Annotated in this window: 17 protein-coding genes and 1 pseudogene; 11 read left to right on the forward strand and 7 right to left on the reverse strand. The window is 70.9% G+C overall.

Annotation, left to right across the window (positions count from 1 at the left end; all coding sequences use genetic code 11):
• Positions 1-82 precede the first annotated feature (82 nt).
• Positions 83-937: a PRC and DUF2382 domain-containing protein gene (locus tag M3B01_RS10015; protein ID WP_259791777.1), complete on the reverse strand. Its 855-nt coding sequence runs from the start codon at positions 935-937 to the stop codon at positions 83-85.
• 322 nt (positions 938-1,259) lie between these two features.
• On the opposite strand from M3B01_RS10015, the gene M3B01_RS10020 reads away from it, so the two are divergent.
• Positions 1,260-1,967 carry a PepSY domain-containing protein gene (locus M3B01_RS10020; RefSeq protein ID WP_259791779.1) on the forward strand — a complete coding sequence of 236 codons (708 nt, stop codon included), beginning with the start codon at positions 1,260-1,262 and terminating at the stop codon, positions 1,965-1,967.
• 4 nt (positions 1,968-1,971) lie between these two features.
• Here M3B01_RS10020 and M3B01_RS10025 read toward each other — a convergent pair whose 3' ends face one another.
• Complete coding sequence (locus M3B01_RS10025; RefSeq protein ID WP_259791781.1) at positions 1,972-3,144, reverse strand: amidohydrolase; 1,173 nt, start codon at positions 3,142-3,144, stop codon at positions 1,972-1,974.
• A gap of 60 nt (positions 3,145-3,204) precedes the next feature.
• On the opposite strand from M3B01_RS10025, the gene M3B01_RS10030 reads away from it, so the two are divergent.
• The 3 genes and pseudogenes from M3B01_RS10030 to M3B01_RS14735 form a co-directional block, all read left to right on the forward strand.
• Positions 3,205-4,116 carry a polyphosphate kinase 2 family protein gene (locus tag M3B01_RS10030; protein ID WP_259791783.1) on the forward strand — a complete coding sequence of 304 codons (912 nt, stop codon included), beginning with the start codon at positions 3,205-3,207 and terminating at the stop codon, positions 4,114-4,116.
• Positions 4,117-4,229: 113 nt separating this feature from the next.
• On the forward strand, positions 4,230-4,727 hold the full coding sequence (gene tpx, locus M3B01_RS10035; RefSeq protein ID WP_259791785.1) for a thiol peroxidase: 498 nt from the start codon (positions 4,230-4,232) through the stop codon (positions 4,725-4,727).
• A gap of 53 nt (positions 4,728-4,780) precedes the next feature.
• Positions 4,781-4,882, forward strand: a pseudogene (locus M3B01_RS14735) (histidine phosphatase family protein); the annotation flags it as partial.
• 54 nt (positions 4,883-4,936) lie between these two features.
• Here M3B01_RS14735 and M3B01_RS10040 read toward each other — a convergent pair.
• The 3 genes from M3B01_RS10040 to M3B01_RS10050 all read right to left on the reverse strand — a co-directional run bounded on the left by M3B01_RS10040 (position 4,937) and on the right by M3B01_RS10050 (position 9,560).
• The gene (locus M3B01_RS10040) at positions 4,937-5,740 is read right to left on the reverse strand and encodes an alpha/beta fold hydrolase (RefSeq protein ID WP_259791786.1); all 804 of its coding nucleotides are present in this window, start codon (positions 5,738-5,740) and stop codon (positions 4,937-4,939) included.
• 115 nt (positions 5,741-5,855) lie between these two features.
• The gene (locus tag M3B01_RS10045; RefSeq protein ID WP_259791788.1) at positions 5,856-8,084 is read right to left on the reverse strand and encodes an NADP-dependent isocitrate dehydrogenase; all 2,229 of its coding nucleotides are present in this window, start codon (positions 8,082-8,084) and stop codon (positions 5,856-5,858) included.
• Positions 8,085-8,240: 156 nt separating this feature from the next.
• Positions 8,241-9,560, reverse strand: a complete 1,320-nt coding sequence (locus tag M3B01_RS10050; protein WP_259791790.1) for an Nramp family divalent metal transporter — start codon at positions 9,558-9,560, stop codon at positions 8,241-8,243.
• Between the two features lie 280 nt (positions 9,561-9,840).
• Between M3B01_RS10050 and M3B01_RS10055 the strand changes: the two genes are divergently transcribed.
• Positions 9,841-10,218, forward strand: a complete 378-nt coding sequence (locus tag M3B01_RS10055) for an ectoine synthase (RefSeq protein ID WP_193864570.1) — start codon at positions 9,841-9,843, stop codon at positions 10,216-10,218.
• A gap of 137 nt (positions 10,219-10,355) precedes the next feature.
• On the opposite strand, the gene zupT is transcribed toward M3B01_RS10055, so the two are convergent.
• A complete protein-coding gene (gene zupT, locus M3B01_RS10060) occupies positions 10,356-11,204 on the reverse strand; it encodes a zinc transporter ZupT (protein ID WP_259791791.1) in 849 nt (282 codons plus the stop codon).
• Positions 11,205-11,215: 11 nt separating this feature from the next.
• Here zupT and hisD point away from each other — a divergent pair, with 11 nt between their 5' ends.
• Complete coding sequence (gene hisD / locus M3B01_RS10065; protein WP_259791792.1) at positions 11,216-12,547, forward strand: histidinol dehydrogenase; 1,332 nt, start codon at positions 11,216-11,218, stop codon at positions 12,545-12,547.
• A 24-nt stretch (positions 12,548-12,571) separates the two neighbouring features.
• On the opposite strand, the gene M3B01_RS10070 is transcribed toward hisD, so the two are convergent.
• Positions 12,572-12,967, reverse strand: coding sequence for a DUF3054 domain-containing protein (locus M3B01_RS10070; protein WP_259791793.1), 396 nt, complete (start codon positions 12,965-12,967; stop codon positions 12,572-12,574).
• Between the two features lie 124 nt (positions 12,968-13,091).
• On the opposite strand from M3B01_RS10070, the gene M3B01_RS10075 reads away from it, so the two are divergent.
• The 5 genes from M3B01_RS10075 to M3B01_RS10095 are packed head-to-tail and all read left to right on the forward strand — an operon-like array spanning position 13,092 to position 16,354.
• The gene (locus M3B01_RS10075) at positions 13,092-14,225 is read left to right on the forward strand and encodes a histidinol-phosphate transaminase (protein WP_396123356.1); all 1,134 of its coding nucleotides are present in this window, start codon (positions 13,092-13,094) and stop codon (positions 14,223-14,225) included.
• Positions 14,222-14,890: an imidazoleglycerol-phosphate dehydratase HisB gene (gene hisB / locus M3B01_RS10080; protein WP_259791795.1), complete on the forward strand. Its 669-nt coding sequence runs from the start codon at positions 14,222-14,224 to the stop codon at positions 14,888-14,890. Before M3B01_RS10075 ends, hisB begins: the two co-directional genes overlap by 4 nt.
• On the forward strand, positions 14,887-15,543 hold the full coding sequence (locus M3B01_RS10085) for a hypothetical protein (RefSeq protein ID WP_259791796.1): 657 nt from the start codon (positions 14,887-14,889) through the stop codon (positions 15,541-15,543). Before hisB ends, M3B01_RS10085 begins: the two co-directional genes overlap by 4 nt.
• Positions 15,540-16,199, forward strand: coding sequence for an imidazole glycerol phosphate synthase subunit HisH (hisH, locus tag M3B01_RS10090; protein ID WP_259791798.1), 660 nt, complete (start codon positions 15,540-15,542; stop codon positions 16,197-16,199). The genes M3B01_RS10085 and hisH overlap by 4 nt, the downstream gene beginning before the upstream one ends.
• Positions 16,196-16,354 carry a hypothetical protein gene (locus M3B01_RS10095; protein ID WP_193864578.1) on the forward strand — a complete coding sequence of 53 codons (159 nt, stop codon included), beginning with the start codon at positions 16,196-16,198 and terminating at the stop codon, positions 16,352-16,354. Before hisH ends, M3B01_RS10095 begins: the two co-directional genes overlap by 4 nt.
• Positions 16,355-16,371 lie beyond the last annotated feature (17 nt).

Genomic DNA, 16,371 nt, shown 5'->3' on the forward strand with positions numbered 1-16,371 from the left:
GTGGGGGTGCGCCCTTCCTGGATCAGGACTCAGGGGTCAGGGCGCTTGACGCGCTGGCTGTCCTGGTTCCCTCAGATGCTGCTCAGACGCGGTCGTCGCGACCGGTCTGCACATCGACCTCCTCGTGACCCACCTGCTCGGTGACGGTCTCGGTGTCGGTGACGGTGCGCTTGCCGAGGTTGACGTCCTCCGTGGCGACGGTCTCCTTGCTGACGACGGGGCGCTCCTCGTGGAGGGTCACCTCAGTCTCGTCCTCACCGAGGCGGCCGCCACGATCCTCGCCGGTGGCGGGGGTGCGCTCGACGACCAGCTCCTCGCGCTGGACGGGAACCTCCACCTGCTCGGTGTCGGTGACCACGTACTTGCGCAGGCGCGCCTTGCCGGCCTCACGGCGCTCGGTGCCGACGTTCAGCTTCTCCTCGTGGAGGGTCACGCCGTCGTCGTCACGGCGGTCGAGGTCGCGGTCCACGCCGTCGCGTCGGTCGCGGTCCAGATCGCGGTCACGGTCCACGCCGGCCCCAGCGGCACCGACGCCGGCGCCAGCAGCGCCCACGCCCGTCCCGGTGCGGTCATCGACGGTGCCACCGGTGCGGTCACCTGCATCGAGGTGGCCGTCGCGGGAGGGATCCTGGACGCCGTAGTAGCGGTAGAGCTCGGCCTCCTGCTCCTGAGAGATCTCGCCGTCCTCCGCGATGTTCGGAGCGTCCTTGATGAACTTCTTCTCGTACGGGACGCGGATCTCACCGTCGGTGAACTGAGCGTCCGCCAGGGGGATGAAGGTCTCGTTGGTCCCGAACAGGCCGGTGTTGACCGTCACCCACGACGGGTCCTGCCCCTCGTTGGTCACGTACACCTGGCCGACGGAGCCGACCTTGTCGCCGGTGGAGTCGACAACGATTGCGCGCTGCAGGTCTCGGATGTTGCCCTGAAAAGTCATGTGCATACCTCTCTCATACAGCTGTCAGATCCGAGGACGGTCGCGATGGAACACGACCGCGGATCCGTGGATCTGCTGACCCAGTGACCGTAACCCAGGTCACGTGCCACCTGCCAAGAACCGGTGCTAACGGTCGGTCGGTCCGTTCATCCGTGCAGGCAGGAGGCATATCAGGCGTCCGTTCGTGAACTGCGGATGGGAGTGCTCTCAGAATCCGCGCCCGCCCAACCGGCCATGCCTACGCTGGATTGATCAGCGAACCGGGTGGCCAGTGCGATCAGCACGGTGGCGCCCGGGCCACCTCCAGGAACGGAGAACCCCCATGACCATCACCAGCCGCCGCTTGGTCCGCTCCGCCGCCGGGGCCGCCTTCGTCCTGGCCCTGGCGGTCGGATGCGGCTCCGACACCGAGGGCCCCGCCCAGCCCGATCAGCCGACCCAGGAACAGGACGCAGGGGAGGGCAGCGGCGCATCCGACGGTGGCGGATCCTCTGATGGAGGTGCCTTCGATGACGGTGGCGCCACCTCCGACGACGGCGCGGCCGCATCCGACGGCGGCGGTTCCGCAGCGGGCTCCGAGCTCCCGGCCGATGCCGACCTGGCCTCGACCGAGCTGCCCATCCCCGCGGAGGACGCCGTGCAGCGCGCCCTGGACGCCGCCGGGGGAGGGGACGTCCACTCGATCACCATCGACCACGACCGCCGCAACGGCTGGGAGTGGGAGATCGAGATCCGCAACGATGCCCAGGAGCACGCCATCGAGCTCAGCGCCATCAGCGGAGAGATCATCGAGCACGAGCGCGACCAGGACGACGACGGCGAGCCCGCCGTCGACATCGCCGATCCGATGCCGTACGCCGAGGCCATCGAACTAGCCCTGGGAGCACAGGACGGCCGAGTCTCCGGCTGGTCGCTGGAGTCCGATGACGACCGGATCCACTACACCGTCGACATCGTCCCGGACGGCTCGAACGACGACGTGGACGTCGAGGTCGACGTGGAGACCCAGGACGTGCGGATCGACGACTGAGCGCTCAGCGCTCCGCGATCATGGGCTGCCCGTCCTCACCGCGGTGCATGACCTCGCGGCCGGCCTGCCACACGCGCAGCGTCCGCTGGCGCAGGTCCAGCGGGTCACCGTCCCACAGCACCAGGTCTGCATCCTTGCCCACCTCCAACGAACCCAGCCGGTCACCCAGACCGAGCACCTCGGCAGGGTTCACGGTGATCGCGCGCAGAGCATCGGAGGGGTCCATGCCGTCCTTCACTGCCAGGGCAGCCTGGTGCACGAGGAAGTCGATCGGCACCACGGGATGGTCGGTGATTAGGGATACCTTCACCCCGGCCCGCGCCAGGATGCCCGGGGCGCGGGTGGTGCGGTGGCGCACCTCCACCTTGGAGCGGGAGACGATCAGGGGTCCGTACAGCACGGGCACCCCGGCCCTCGCGATGCGATCGGCGATCAGGTACGACTCCGTGCCGTGGTCGAGCACCAGCTCGTAGCCGAACTCCTCGGCGATGCGCAGGGCGGTCGCGATGTCGTCGGCCCGGTGCGCGTGCTGTCGCCATGGGATCTCGCGGGCCAGCACCCGTGCCAGAGCCTCCGACACCAGGTCGCTGTCGCGCTCGGCCGGGTCCTTCGCACTCCAGGCGCGGGCCTTCGCGAAGGCCTTGCGGATGGTCAGCGCGACCCCGAGGCGCGTGGACGGAGTGGCGCTGCGCTCGCCGTACACGCGCTTGGGGTTCTCACCCAGGGCGGCCTTCAGCCCGGAGGGCTCGCGCAGCACCATGTCGTCCACCACGCGGCCGTGGGTGCGGATCGCCACGGCCAGGCCCCCGATCGGGTTGCCCGAACCGGGGTTGACGTTCACAGCGGTCACCCCGCCGGCGATGGCGTCGTCGAAGCCCACCTCCATCGGGTTGATCGCATCGATGGCGCGCACCGCGGCCATCACCGGGTCGGTCATCTCATTGGTGTCGTTGCCGGCCCAGCCCTCACCCTCCTCGTGCACGCCCAGGTGCACGTGAGCGTCGATGAACCCGGGCAGCAGCCATGCGCCGTCGGCGTCCACCACCTCGGCGTCGCCGGGGACGTCCACGTCGGGGCCGAGCGCGGTGATCACCCCGTCCCGCACCAGGACGGTGCCGTCGAAGGGATCGTCGGTGACGGGCTGGACATGGGCGTGGGTGATCGCAAGGGTCGTCATGGGCCGACCCTCGCCCCCCGCGGGCGGCGCGTCAAACCGGGTCCCACTACTCTGAAGCGCATGAATGAGATCCATGGCACAGATGATTCAGGTGGCGCGGGCGTCGGCGCGGACGTGCGCGTCAGCTCCGATGCCCCGCGGGGTGTGAGGATCCCTCCCGGCTGGACCGGCTCGGTGATGGACCTCGATGCCCGCTCCACCCCCGGCTTCCAGGGCGACAAGCAGGACGGTGAGGATCGCCTGGCCGCGCTCGACGAGCGCCTCGACGACCTCCAGGAGCGGCTCTACGCGGCCAGTCGTCCCACCGGGGAGGGCCGCAGTGTGCTGCTGGTGGTGCAGGGAATGGACACCTCCGGCAAGGGCGGCATCATGCGCCACGTGGTCGGCTCGGTGGACCCCCAGGGTGTGGACATCAGCGCCTTCAAGGCACCCACGGACGAGGAGAAGAAGCACGACTTCCTGTGGCGGATCAGGCCGCACGCCCCGGCCCCCGGAATGATCGGCGTGTTCGACCGCTCCCACTATGAGGACGTGCTGATCCACCGGGTGCACGGCTGGGCTGACGAGCGGGAGATCCAGGGCCGCTACCGTGCGATCAACGAGTTCGAGCAGGAGCTGACCGAGGCCGGCACCACCGTGATCAAGGTGATGCTGCACATCTCCGCCCAGGAGCAGGGCGAACGGCTGATGGAGCGGCTGGAGCGCCCGGACAAGCACTGGAAGTTCAACCCCGGCGACCTCGACGAGCGAGTCCACTGGCCCGCCTACATGGAGGCCTACGACCGGGCGCTCGCCGCCACCTCCACCGACCACGCCCCGTGGACCGTGGTGCCGGCGGACCGCAAGTGGTACGCGCGGATCGCCGTCCAGCAGCTGCTGCTGGACGCGCTGGAGGCGATCGATCCGCAGTGGCCCGCCGCGGACTTCGACGTGGACGAGCAGGTGGAGCGACTGCGCGCCACGATGGAGTGAGCGAGCCGCGGGCCGACGGGAGGCTCCGCGGTCCGATGCCGTCGACCGGTTGCCCATCCGTGCGTCTCAGGTCCGTCCTTGTGGTTCCCAGGCAGGCGCGTGAGGATGGGGACATGGCTGCTATCACTTTCCAGAACAATCCCGTCTCCACGGTCGGCGAGCTGCCGCAGAAGGGATCATCGGCACCCCAGTTCGATCTGGTCGGCACGGACATGGGTCCTGTCACCAGCGGCGACTTCGCCGGCAAGCGCGTGGTGCTGAACATCTTCCCTTCCGTGGACACCGGCACCTGCGCCATGAGCGTGCGCCGCTTCAACGAGCTCGCCGCGGGGCTGGAGAACACCACCGTGCTGTGCGTCTCCCGTGACCTGCCCTTCGCCCAGGAGCGCTTCTGCGGTGCCGAGGGCATCGAGAACGTGGTCAGTGCCTCCGCCTTCCGCTCCACCTTCGGTGAGGACTACGGGGTGACCATGTCCGACGGTCCCCTGGCGGGTCTGCTCTCGCGTGCTGTCGTGGTGGTCGACGCCGACGGCACGGTCCTGTACACCGAGCAGGTGCCCGAGATCGCCGACGAGCCCGACTACGAGGCGGCCCTCGCGGCGCTGCGCTGACGCGCTTCGAATGACCGCCTCGCGCACCCGCCCCCGGAATCCTCCTGGGGCGGGTGCGCGATCTCGTCGATGACGACGGCCCCGGCGAGCACGACTTCCGCGTGCTCACCGACAGGCTCTGGCCCCGCGGGGTGAGGAAGGATCGACTCGCCCTGGACCTCTGGGCTGCGCGGCATCATCGTGGCGGTTGCCCTGGTGGCGCTGGTGCGTCAGGTGCTCTGATCCGCGGCGAGGAAGGGCAGCACGTGCTTCAGCACGGGTCCGGCCGGGGCCAGCGTTCCTCCGTGGTCGCGTCCCTCCAGCGGCACGAACTGCGCGCGCGGCATCACGGCCGCCGCCTGCCGGGACTCCTCGAACCGCGGGTGGTCCTCGGTGCCGGCCATCCACAGTGCCGGCACCTCGCACTGCGCGAGCTGCTCGGCGGGGATCCCCGGGGTGGCGTCGGTCGCGGCCAGCAGGGCGGCGATCGCCTGGTGATCAGCGGTCAGAAACGCGGCGCGGGTGGCGCGGGCGCGCCTGTCCTCCACCTGCGGTCCGAGCCCCTGACGGGTGCAGAACTCCTCCATGCCGCCGGAGGCCACCGACTCGATCACCCCGGGGAAGAACACCTCGTCCACCGCTCCGTGCTGAGCGGAGGCGGACCCGCCCAGGCTCACCAGGCGCGACACCCGCTGCGGGTGGCGCACTGCGGTGCTCACGCCGATGCGGGCACCCAGGGAGTAGCCCAGCAGGGATGCCGCCTCCAGGCCCTCCGCGTCCAGCACCGCCAGCAGGTCCGAGACGAAGCGCTCCTGCGTGTAGGCATCGGCACTGTGCGGGGCGTCGGAGCTGCCGTGGCCCCGCAGATCCACCCGGATCACCGTGTGGTGCTCGGCCAGCGGCTCCAGATAGCCCAGTCCTCGCCAGATGGCGCGGCTGAGCACGGAGCCGTGCAGGAGCACCACGGCAGGGCCGGTGCCGGAGACGTCGTAGCGCAGGTCGATGCCGTCCGACGGTGCGGTGATCACGGGCATGGGTGCTCCTTGCTCCCGGCGGGGGCGGCGTGCAGGCTCGAACAGCAGCGGCCGATCATCGCGAGGATGACCGGCCGCTGCCGTGCGTGCACGTCTCGATCGTGCTGGGCTCGTCTCAGAGCGCCAGGGCGATCTCGTCGAGGATGGCGTTGAAGGTGGCCGAGGGTCGCATCACGCGTGCAGTCTTCTCCTGATCCGGACGGTAGTAGCCGCCGATGTCGGCCGGGGAGCCCTGCACGGCCAGCAGCTCCTCGGCGATCGTCTGCTCGGCCTCGCTGAACTTCGCGGCCAGCGGGCCGAACGCCTCGGCCAGCTCGGCGTCCTCGGTCTGCTTGGCCAGTTCCTGCGCCCAGTACAGGGCCAGGTAGAAGTGGCTGCCGCGGTTGTCGATGCTGCCCAGCTTGCGCTGCGGGGACTTGCCCTCCTCCAGCAGGGTGGCGGTGGCGCGGTCCAGGGCGTCGGCCAGCACCTCGGCGCGAGCGTTGTCGGCGGTGCGGGAGAGGTGGCGCAGGGACTCGGCCAGGGCCAGGAACTCGCCCAGGGAGTCCCAGCGCAGGTAGTTCTCCTCCACCAGCTGCTGGACGTGCTTGGGGGCGGAGCCACCGGCACCCGTCTCGAACAGGCCGCCGCCGTTCATCAGCGGCACCACCGAGAGCATCTTGGCGCTGGTGCCCAGCTCCATGATCGGGAACAGGTCGGTCAGGTAGTCACGCAGCACGTTTCCCGTCACCGAGATGGTGTCCTCGCCGCGGCGCACCCGCTCCAGGGTGTGCTTGGTGGCCTCGACGGGGGAGAGGATGCGGATGTCCAGGCCCTCGGTGTCCTCCTCGGCCAGGCAGGCCTCGACCTTGGCGATCAGGTTGCGGTCGTGGGCGCGCTCCGGGTCCAGCCAGAACACGGCCGGCATGCCGGAGAGGCGGGAGCGGCGCACGGCCAGCTGCACCCAGTCGCGGATCGGGGCGTCCTTGGCCTGGCAGGCGCGGAACACGTCCCCGGCCTGGACCTCGTGGCTCATCAGTACGGAGCCGCTCGCATCACGCACCTCGACGTGACCGGGGGAGGGGATCTCGAAGGTCTTGTCGTGGGAGCCGTACTCCTCGGCCTTCTGCGCCATCAGGCCCACGTTCGGCACGGTGCCCATGGTGGTGGGGTCGAAGGCGCCGTTGGCCTTGCAGTCCTCGACCACCGCGTCGTACACGCCGGCGTAGGAGGAGTCGGGGATGACCGCCAGGGTGTCGGCCTCCTCGCCGTCCGGGCCCCACATGTGGCCGGAGGTGCGGATCATCGCGGGCATGGAGGCGTCGATGATGACGTCGCTGGGCACGTGCAGGTTGGAGATGCCCTTGTCCGAGTTGACCATCGCCAGGGCGGGGCCGTCGGCGAGATCCTGCTCGATGGCCTTCTTCACGCCCTCCTGGGTCTGGGCGTCCAGCTCCTGGACACCGGCGAGGATGCCGCCCAGGCCGTTGTCGGGGGACAGACCCGCGGCCTTCAGCTGCTCGCCGTGCTGCGCGAAGAGAGTGGGGAAGAAGGCCCGCACGGCGTGCCCGAAGATGATCGGATCCGACACCTTCATCATGGTGGCCTTCATGTGCAGGGAGAACAGCACGCCCTGCTCCTTCGCCGCCGCGACCTGCTCGCGCAGGAAGGCGTCCAGCGCCTCGGCGCGCATCACGGTGGAGTCCACGACCTCGCCGTCCAGCACCGGGAACGGTGCCTTCAGGACGGTCTCTGCGCCGTCGGCGCCGATGTGCACGATGGACAGCTCTCCGGGGCCCTCGATCACCACGGACTGCTCGTTGTGGCGGAAGTCGTCGTCGCCCATGGTGGCCACGGAGGTCTTCGAGTCCGCGCTCCACTCGCCCATGCGGTGGGGGTGCTTGCGGGCGAAGCTCTTGACGGCCTCGGGGGCGCGACGATCGGAGTTGCCCTCGCGCAGCACCGGGTTCACGGCCGAGCCCTTGACGGAGTCGTAGCGTGCGCGGGTGTCCTTCTCCTGATCGGTGGAGGGGGACTCGGGGTAGTCCGGCAGGTTCACGCCCTGGGACTGCAGCTCGGCGATCGCGGCCTTCAGCTGCGGCACCGAGGCGGAGATGTTGGGCAGCTTGATGATGTTGGCCTCGGGGGTCTTGGCAAGCTGGCCCAGCTCGGCGAGGGCATCGTCGACCTGCTGGTCCTGGGGCAGGACGTCGCCGAAGGCGGCCAGGATGCGACCGGCCAGGGAGATGTCGCGGGTGGTGACGTCGATCCCGGCGGTGGTGGAGAAGGCCTCGAGGATCGGCAGGAACGATGCGGTGGCCAGCATCGGTGCTTCGTCGGTGTGGGTGTAGATGATGCGCGCCATGGTTCGCGGGGCTCCCTCGGTTCGGTGCGGCAACTGTCTTGACGTCAAGACTATCGGCTGGGGGTGTCGGCCGCCCGGGGGCCGACGCCGCCCACCGTACGGGATGCGAGGGGGATCCCGCCCTCCGGTGCATGGAGGCCGGAGGGCGGGACCGGGTCACCACATGCCGGCCAGCCCTCCGAGCTGGTAGATCGCCAGGCCGATGACCACCAGGGTGATCATCGCGCCCAGCACGTTGGCGACCACGCCGTTGGCGTGCTTGCCCAGCAGCCGGCGGTTGTTCATGGTGATCAGCAGGAACACCGCGATGATCGGCAGCAGCAGGCCATTGGCGGCCTGCGCGATGATGATGATGGAGACCGGTTCGAAGCCGGTCAGCGCGATGAGCGCACCGATCGCCAGCACCGCGATCCACACGATCCGGAAGCTCCAGGACTTCATGTCGGTGCTCACTCCCAGCACACCGCAGATGGCGTAGGCGGCCCCCAGTGGACCTGCCAGCGCCGAGGTGAAGCCGGCGCAGAACAGGCCCAGGGCGAACACCCAGCCGGCGGCATCGCCCAGCAGGGGCTCCAGGGCTCGGGCCAGGTCCGTGCCGGTCTCGGCGGTGATGCCCTTGAGGAACATGCCGCCGAAGGCAGTGGCCATCACCGCGAGAGTGATGATGCCGCCCAGCGTGATCGAGGAGACGGTGTCCACGCGGGCCTCACGGATCGCCTTGTTCTCCTCCATCTCGCCCCAGTTCTCCTGGACCAGGGAGGCGTGCAGGAACACGTTGTAGGGAACCACCGTGGTGCCGATCAGCGCGATCGTGGTGAGGGCGGCGCCCGCGGGGATCGAGGGGACGAACATCCCCTTCAGCACCTCGCCGAACGGGGGCTGGACCACGAAGGCGGTGGCCACGAACAGCAGGGCGAGGATCACCGCCATCGCCATCAGCACCTTCTCGACCACCTTGTAGCTGCCGGTCACCAGCAGCCCGAAGATGGCCAGGATGATCAGGGCGATGATGATGCGGATGTCGATCGGCAGCACCGAGGACACGGCCAGGGCGGTGCCCGTGGTGTCACCGCCGGCGTAGGCGGCGCCGCCGATGCCGATCGCCGCGACCACCAGGATCACCATCAGCACCTTGGCGATCGGGTTCTCGAAGGTGCGGCGCATCGCCTCGCCCAGCCCGATCCGCCCGCCGATCCCCAGGCGCGATGCCATCTCCTGCAGCACGATGGTGGCGACGATCGAGAACACCACCGCCCAGGCCAGGGCGAAGCCGTAGCTCGCACCGGTGACGATCGCCGTGGTCAGGGTGCCCGGCCCGATGAACGAGGCCGCGATGATCAGGCCCGGACCGAACAGTGATCCCTTGCGCTTGCCGGTGCGGGGCCGGTCGTCCACGTCGGTGCCTGCGGCCTCGCGGGGCGCCCCGTCAGCATTCGGGCTGTCGTGGCCGGCAGGGGTCGGCTGGACTGCGCTCATGGTGGCTCCTCAGGTCGATGTGCACCCCACGGCGGGGTGCGTGATCCACGACACTACCGGGGGCTGTGCTCGGAACGGGAGAGCGCGGGGATCGTTACTGATCGGTGATCGGTGATCGGTGATCGGTCGATGGGATGGCCGTACCGGATGGTGGGCGCCGCGTATCGCACGGCGGACCCGTTGTGAGGGGCAGAACGACGTCGATAGGCTCGCGGTGGACCGAGCGCGCCCTCAGCAGCGCAGGTCTCCCACGCATCACCCCGACCCCAGGAGGGACTTCATGTTCACGCGATCCATCGATGACGTCGAGAAGGTCGAGTGGGGCAGCGGCACCAGCCAGCGCATCCTCACCGCCAAGGACAACATGGGCTTCGCCGTGGCCCACACCGTGGTGCGCAAGGGCACCAGCTCGCCGCTGGAGTACCGCAACCACCTCGAGGCCTGCTACTGCATCGGCGGCTCCGGCACCGTGTGGAACGCCGATCGCACCGAGCGCTACGACATCACCCCCGGCGTGATCTATGTGCTCGACGAGCACGACCCGCACCACCTGGAGGCCTCCGAGCACGAGGACCTGATCCTGGTCTCGATCTTCAACCCGCCGATCACGGGCGATGAGCAGCACACCCTGACCGAGGGCGGCTTCTCCAGCTACTGATCGAGCTGGCCTGGCGCAGGGCGGTCACCCCGAGCAGGGGTGGCCGCCCTCTCGCACGGGGCTCCTGGAGGCACCTGTTCAGGGCTCCCTGCATCCACACCGCATGGCACGATCACACCGCTCGGCACGATCACACCTCACAGCACGATCAAGGTGACTGCCATCAGCGCCATTCCCGCGATCAGCGAGTAGATCACCGTGTGGTGCTCCCCGGTCTCCTCGGCGGCCGGCAGCAGCTCGTCAAGGGACACGAACACCATCACCCCCGCCACGCCCGCGAGCACCGCCCCCATCGCCGGTCCCTCCAGCAGCGGTGACAGCAGAAGGTAGCCGACCACGGCGCCGGCGGGCTCGGCCAGCCCCGTCATGGTGGCCAGCCAGAACGCCTTGGCCCTCGAGCCCGTGGCCCGATGCACGGGAACCGCGACCGCCAGACCCTCGGGGATGTTGTGCAGGGCGATCGCAGCGACCACCGGGATCGCGATCTCCGGGGCCTGCAGGGCCGCCACGAAGGTAGCGAAGCCCTCGGGCACGTTGTGCAGCGCCAGCACCATCGCCATCACCGTGCCGGTGCGCAGCAGTCGTGCCCGCAGGGCCCTGTCGGCCGCCTGCTCCGCCGGTTCTCGTGAAGGACCGTGCACGTCCGCGTGATCGACCCGGCCCGAGAACTCGTGCGGGTTGACCGGCTCCGGCACCAGCCGGTCCAGCAGGGCGATCAGTGCGATGCCGCCGAAGAACGCGGCGACGGCGAGCGCCGAGCCCCGGCCGGTGGGCGAGCCGTCGGCGCTGTCCGAGAGCGCCGCCGCCCCCTCGGGCAGCAGCTCCATGAAGGACACGTACAGCATCACCCCGGCGGAGAGCCCGAGCCCTCCGGCGAGCGTCCGGGCGGAGGTGCCGCGTCCCAGCACCCCCAGCGCCGCACCGATGCTGGTGGCGCCACCGGCGACGAGGGTGAGCAGGAAGGCGACGAGCACAGGCACGACCATAGACTGTTCGCATGCCGATCCTCACCACCGTCGACCTGCGTGCCCGCACCCTCACCGCAGCCGAGCTGACCGCGGCACTGCCGCGCGCCGAGCTCGACGTGGAGGCCGCTGCCGCGGCCGTGCGCCCCGTGGTCGAGGACGTCAAGGAGCGGGGCGCCGCCGCCGTGCGTGACGCCTCCGAGCGCTTCGACGGGATCCGGCCGGAGCACCTGCGCGTGCCGCAGGCCGAGCTGGAGCGGGCGCTGGCCGGGCTCGACCCCGCCATCCGGGCTGCGCTCGAGGAGTCCGCCGCACGCGTGAGGCGGGTCGACGAGGCGCATCGCCGCACGGACGCCAGCGTGCAGGTGGTGCCGGGAGGCACCGTCACCCAGCGCTGGGTCCCGGTGCGGCGCGTGGGCCTGTACGTGCCCGGCGGCCGGGCCGTGCTGCCCAGCTCCGTGGTGATGAACGTGGTGCCCGCCCAGGTGGCCGGGGTGGAGCAGATCGTGCTGGCCTCACCGCCCCAGAAGGAGTACGGCGGCCTGCCGCACCCCACCATCCTCGCGGCCTGCGCCCTGCTGGGCGTCACCGAGGTGATCGCCGCCGGCGGAGCACAGGCCATCGCGCTGCTGGCGCACGGGGCCGAGGATCTCGGCGACGGCAGCGGGCTGGAGGGCGTGGACCTGGTCACGGGTCCCGGCAACGTGTACGTCGCTGCCGCCAAGCGCCTGGTGCGCGGCACCGTCGGCATCGACGCCGAGGCCGGCCCCACCGAGATCGCGATCCTGGCCGACGACACCGCCGACCCGGCCTACGTCGCCGCCGACCTCATCTCCCAGGCCGAGCACGACCCGCTCGCCGCCAGCGTGCTGGTCACCGACTCCGAGGCGCTGCTGACCGCCGTCGAGGAGCAGCTCGCGGTGCAGGTACCGCAGGCGATGCACGAGCAGAGGATCCGCACGGCACTCGCCGGCCCCCAGAGCGGCGTCGTCCTGGTCGACGGACTCGAGCAGGGGCTCGCCGTGGTCAACGCCTACGGTGCCGAGCACCTGGAGATCCACACCGCCGACGCCGCCTCCGCAGCCGCCCGCGTCACCAACGCCGGGGCGGTGTTCGTCGGCCCCTACGCACCGGTGAGCCTGGGTGACTACGCGGCCGGCTCCAACCACGTCCTGCCCACCGGTGGCAGCTCCCGGTACGACGGCGGTCTGAGCGTGCAGACCTTCCTGCGCGGCATCCACGTGGTCCAGTACGACCGCGAGGCGCTCGCCTCGGCACGCACGGCAGCCACCACGCTGGCCGATGCCGAGGGACTGCCCTCGCACGGGCGGGCCATCGACATCCGCTTCGAGAAGGATTGCTGAGAACCCGGCAGCGCGTGCTGAGCCTCAGGCCCGGGCGCGGGCCTCGTGCCGCTCACGGGGCGTGCGCTCCCCGCGCGTGAGGTGGAGGGCCAGGGCCCGCCAGCCCAGCATCAGCACGCCGGTGACCGCGGCGGAGACCAGCACGAAGGACAGCTCGGCACCGGCACCCAGCAGGCTGCGGATCACCATCGCCCCGGCGATCGTGATGGCCCACACGAACACGCCCTGCGGCCACAGCGCGAACGGCGCCCGCCAGGAACGGATGGCCAGATGGCCCAGCAGCGCGCCCACGGCGAACGGCCACCCCACGGTGAACAGGTTCTGCGTGGTCAGCGAATCGCCGTGCTGGATCAGGCCGATCGCGACGAAGAGCAGAACGATCAGCAGGTCACCCACCAGGGCACCGAGGGAGCGGAACATGCCGCCAGGATATCTCCGGGCCCGGCCCCCGAAGACGGCAGGTGCCTGTGCCTCCTGCCACCTTCGGTCTCCCCGGTCGGACCAGCCCGAGGCGCCCTCACCGCGGAGCCCTACGATGGAGGACATGTCCGTGAACCCCGCAGCCACGACCGCGGCCACCTCGCTGCCGGCGCCCCGCGCCGATCTCGTCGGAGCCGAGCCCTACGGCGCTCCCCAACTGCCGGTCACGCATGCTCTCAACGTCAACGAGAACCCGTTCGGTCCGTCGGCCGCGCTGGCCGATGACATCGCCGCCGCCGTGCGCGAGGCCGCGCTGGGGTTGAACCGGTACCCGGACCGCGAGGCGATCGCCCTGCGGGAGGACCTGGCCTCCTACCTCGCCCACGAGGCGGGGATCGACAGGCCGCCGATGGAATCGGTGTGGGCGGCCAATGGCTCGAACGAGATCATGCACCAGCTGCTGCTGGCCTACGGCGGCCCCGGCCGCACGGCCCTCGGCTTCACGCCGCACTACTCGATGTACCCCGAGTACGCGCGCGACACCTACACCGACTGGGTCACCGCCTCCCGCGGCCCCGCCCCGGACTTCGCCCTCACCGCGCAGGACGTGCTCGCCGCGATCGAGCAGCACCGCCCGGACGTGGTGGTGCTGACCAGCCCCAACAACCCCACCGGCACGGCCCTGGAGCTCGAGGTGGTCGAGGCCGCCGCCCGCGCCCTGGCGCCCACACGCGGCCTGCTGGTGGTGGACGAGGCCTACTGCGAGTTCCGCCGCGACGGCGTGGCCAGCGCGCTGACCGTTCAGAGGGACCATCCCGGGCTGGTGGTGACCCGCACCATGTCCAAGGCCTTCGCGCTGGCCGGAGCACGCCTGGGCTACCTGGTGGCCCATCCCGCGATCGTGGACGCGGTGCGCGTGGTGCGCCTTCCATACCACCTCTCGGCCGTCACCCAGGCCGTCGCGCGGGCTGCCCTGGCTCACCGTGAGGAGCTACTCGGGCAGGTGGCCCTGCTGCGCTCCGAGCGGGACGCACTGGCCACCCACCTGGGCGAGCGCGGCCACGAGGTGGCCGCATCCGACGCCAACTTCATCCTGTTCCGCACCTTCGCGGACCGCTCCGCCGTGTTCGAGGCCCTGCTGGCCCGGGACGTGCTGGTGCGCGCCGTCGGCCCGGAAGGCTGGCTGCGCGTGTCCATCGGCACTCCCGAGGACAACGCCGCGTTCCGCACCGCCCTTGAGGAGGCAGACCCCCGATGACCGAGAACACCGAGCGTGCCGGCGAGAGCAGTCCCGGCAGCGGGGCGGGCACCGACCTGGACCGGCCGCGCCGCACCGCGACCGTCTCCCGCACCACCCGTGAGTCCAGCGTCGAGCTGACCCTGGACATCGACGGCACCGGCCAGGTGGACGTGTCCACCTCCGTGCCGTTCTTCGACCACATGCTGACCGCCCTGGGCACCCATGCCCGCTTCGACCTGACGGTGCGGGCCACGGGCGACACCCACATCGATGCCCACCACACCGTGGAGGACACCGCGATCGTGCTGGGCCAGGCGCTGCGCGAGGCGCTCGGGGACAAGCGCGGCATCGCACGCTTCGGCGATGCGATGGTGCCGCTGGACGAGGCCCTCGCCCAGGCCGTGGTGGACCTCTCCGGTCGGCCCTACTGCGTGCACACGGGGGAGAGCGAGGCGCAGGCCCTGCACCTGATCGGCGGCCACTTCACCGGGTCCCTGACCCGCCACGTCTTCGAGTCCATCGCCCACCACGCCGCGATCTGCCTGCACATCCGACTGCTGGCCGGCCGCGACCCCCACCACGTGGTGGAGGCCCAGTTCAAGGCCCTCGCCCGCGCCCTGCGCGCCGCCTGCGCCCTCGACGACCGCGTGCTGGACGTCCCCTCCACGAAGGGAGCACTGTGACCACCGCCGACCGCCCCGACCCTGATCTGCCCCGCGATCCCGACCAGCCGAGCCCGGACGGCCCCGGCCCCGACGGTGCCGATCGCCCCGGCTCCGACATCGACGCCGAGTTCGCCCGCCTCACGCAGGGACTCGGCCTCGACGACGCCCCGCTGACGGTGGACGACGTGCTCGCCGAGCCCGCCGCCCAGGGCGAGGACACCGAACCGGCCATCGCCGTGGTCGCCACCTCCGTTGCCGCCGCCACCGCCCTGGCCGGAGCGATCCGCCTGGGCCGGGAGGCCCGCACCGACGGCACCGACATCCCGGCCGACAGCCGTGTGCTGGACACCGACACCGGGGCGATCGCCGCGGGCGAGCTTCAGGAGGCGGACGCCCACGCCCTCGCCGCGATCACCTCCACCGCGCTGCAGCGCAACGGCCTGGTGCTGTTCTGGCGTCGTGGCGATCGCATGACCGCCACCCGCTACCGCAACGGCGAGCGGGGCGACGACGTCTCCCCGGCGCTCGTGCTCGGGGCGGTCTCCGACGTCGTCGAGCAGCTCCTGCTGGGCGCTGTGACGCTGGCGGAGCTGGGGGAGGGGATCGACCCCGCCGCCATCAGCCGCACCCAGGCCCTGCAGTGGATCGCGTCGGGGAGGAAGCGCCGGTGAGTCAGGGCACCGCACCGTCCGTCGTCGTCCTGGACCACGGATCGGGCAACGTCCGCTCCGTGGTGCGCGCCCTCGAAGCCGCTGGCGCCCAGGTGGAGCTGACGGCTGACCGCACCCGGGCGCTCGCGGCCGACGGCCTGGTCGTGCCGGGCGTCGGCGCCTTCGCCGCCACCATCGCGCAGGTGCGCGCCGTCGGGGGCGATCGCATCATCGAGCAGCGCCTCGCAGGCGGGCGCCCCGTGCTGGGCATCTGCGTGGGCCTGCAGATCATGTTCGAGGCCGGCACCGAGCACGGCGAGCGCGCCGCCGGGCTGGGCCAGTGGCCCGGCGAGGTCACTCGGCTGGAGGCGGAGATCGTCCCCCACATGGGCTGGAACAGCATCGAGCCCGGTGAGGGCACGCGCCTGTTCGACGGCGTGGAGCAGGAGCGCTTCTACTTCGTCCACTCCTACGCCGCCCGCAGCTGGGAGATGGAGAAGATCGGGCCGCTGGCAGCGCCCGCGGTCACCTGGGCCACGCACGGCGGGGACAGGTTCATCGCTGCCGTCGAGAACGGAGCGCTCAGCGCCACCCAGTTCCACCCCGAGAAGTCCGGGGATGCCGGAGCGCGCCTGCTGCGCAACTGGCTCGGCACGCTCAGGAGGACCACGTCGTGATCCTCGCCTTCGTCATGCTGTTCGCCGGTGGGATGCTGGTGGGCGGCGCCTGGTCCTTCCACCGTTCCCACAAGCCGTGGTGGACGACCGCGGCCTTGGCCGCTCTGGGCCTGCTCTGCATCGCCGTGTCGATCTGGCGCCTGCAGAGCGGCTGAGCCTCCCGCCCACGCCC

It is taken from the genome of Brachybacterium sp. p3-SID957 (assembly GCF_025144775.1).
In the GTDB taxonomy this organism is placed as follows: Bacteria; Actinomycetota; Actinomycetes; order Actinomycetales; family Dermabacteraceae; genus Brachybacterium; species Brachybacterium epidermidis.

Bases quoted from the DNA above. Each gene is read 5' to 3' on its own strand.
- M3B01_RS10015 (WP_259791777.1), bottom strand. From the start codon at position 937: ATGACTTTTCAGGGCAACATCCGAGACCTGCAGCGCGCAATCGTTGTC.
- M3B01_RS10020 (WP_259791779.1), top strand. From the start codon at position 1,260: ATGACCATCACCAGCCGCCGCTTGGTCCGCTCCGCCGCCGGGGCCGCC.
- M3B01_RS10025 (WP_259791781.1), bottom strand. From the start codon at position 3,144: ATGACGACCCTTGCGATCACCCACGCCCATGTCCAGCCCGTCACCGAC.
- M3B01_RS10030 (WP_259791783.1), top strand. From the start codon at position 3,205: ATGAATGAGATCCATGGCACAGATGATTCAGGTGGCGCGGGCGTCGGC.
- tpx (WP_259791785.1), top strand. From the start codon at position 4,230: ATGGCTGCTATCACTTTCCAGAACAATCCCGTCTCCACGGTCGGCGAG.
- M3B01_RS10040 (WP_259791786.1), bottom strand. From the start codon at position 5,740: ATGCCCGTGATCACCGCACCGTCGGACGGCATCGACCTGCGCTACGAC.
- M3B01_RS10045 (WP_259791788.1), bottom strand. From the start codon at position 8,084: ATGGCGCGCATCATCTACACCCACACCGACGAAGCACCGATGCTGGCC.
- M3B01_RS10050 (WP_259791790.1), bottom strand. From the start codon at position 9,560: ATGAGCGCAGTCCAGCCGACCCCTGCCGGCCACGACAGCCCGAATGCT.
- M3B01_RS10055 (WP_193864570.1), top strand. From the start codon at position 9,841: ATGTTCACGCGATCCATCGATGACGTCGAGAAGGTCGAGTGGGGCAGC.
- zupT (WP_259791791.1), bottom strand. From the start codon at position 11,204: ATGGTCGTGCCTGTGCTCGTCGCCTTCCTGCTCACCCTCGTCGCCGGT.
- hisD (WP_259791792.1), top strand. From the start codon at position 11,216: ATGCCGATCCTCACCACCGTCGACCTGCGTGCCCGCACCCTCACCGCA.
- M3B01_RS10070 (WP_259791793.1), bottom strand. From the start codon at position 12,967: ATGTTCCGCTCCCTCGGTGCCCTGGTGGGTGACCTGCTGATCGTTCTG.
- M3B01_RS10075 (WP_396123356.1), top strand. From the start codon at position 13,092: ATGTCCGTGAACCCCGCAGCCACGACCGCGGCCACCTCGCTGCCGGCG.
- hisB (WP_259791795.1), top strand. From the start codon at position 14,222: ATGACCGAGAACACCGAGCGTGCCGGCGAGAGCAGTCCCGGCAGCGGG.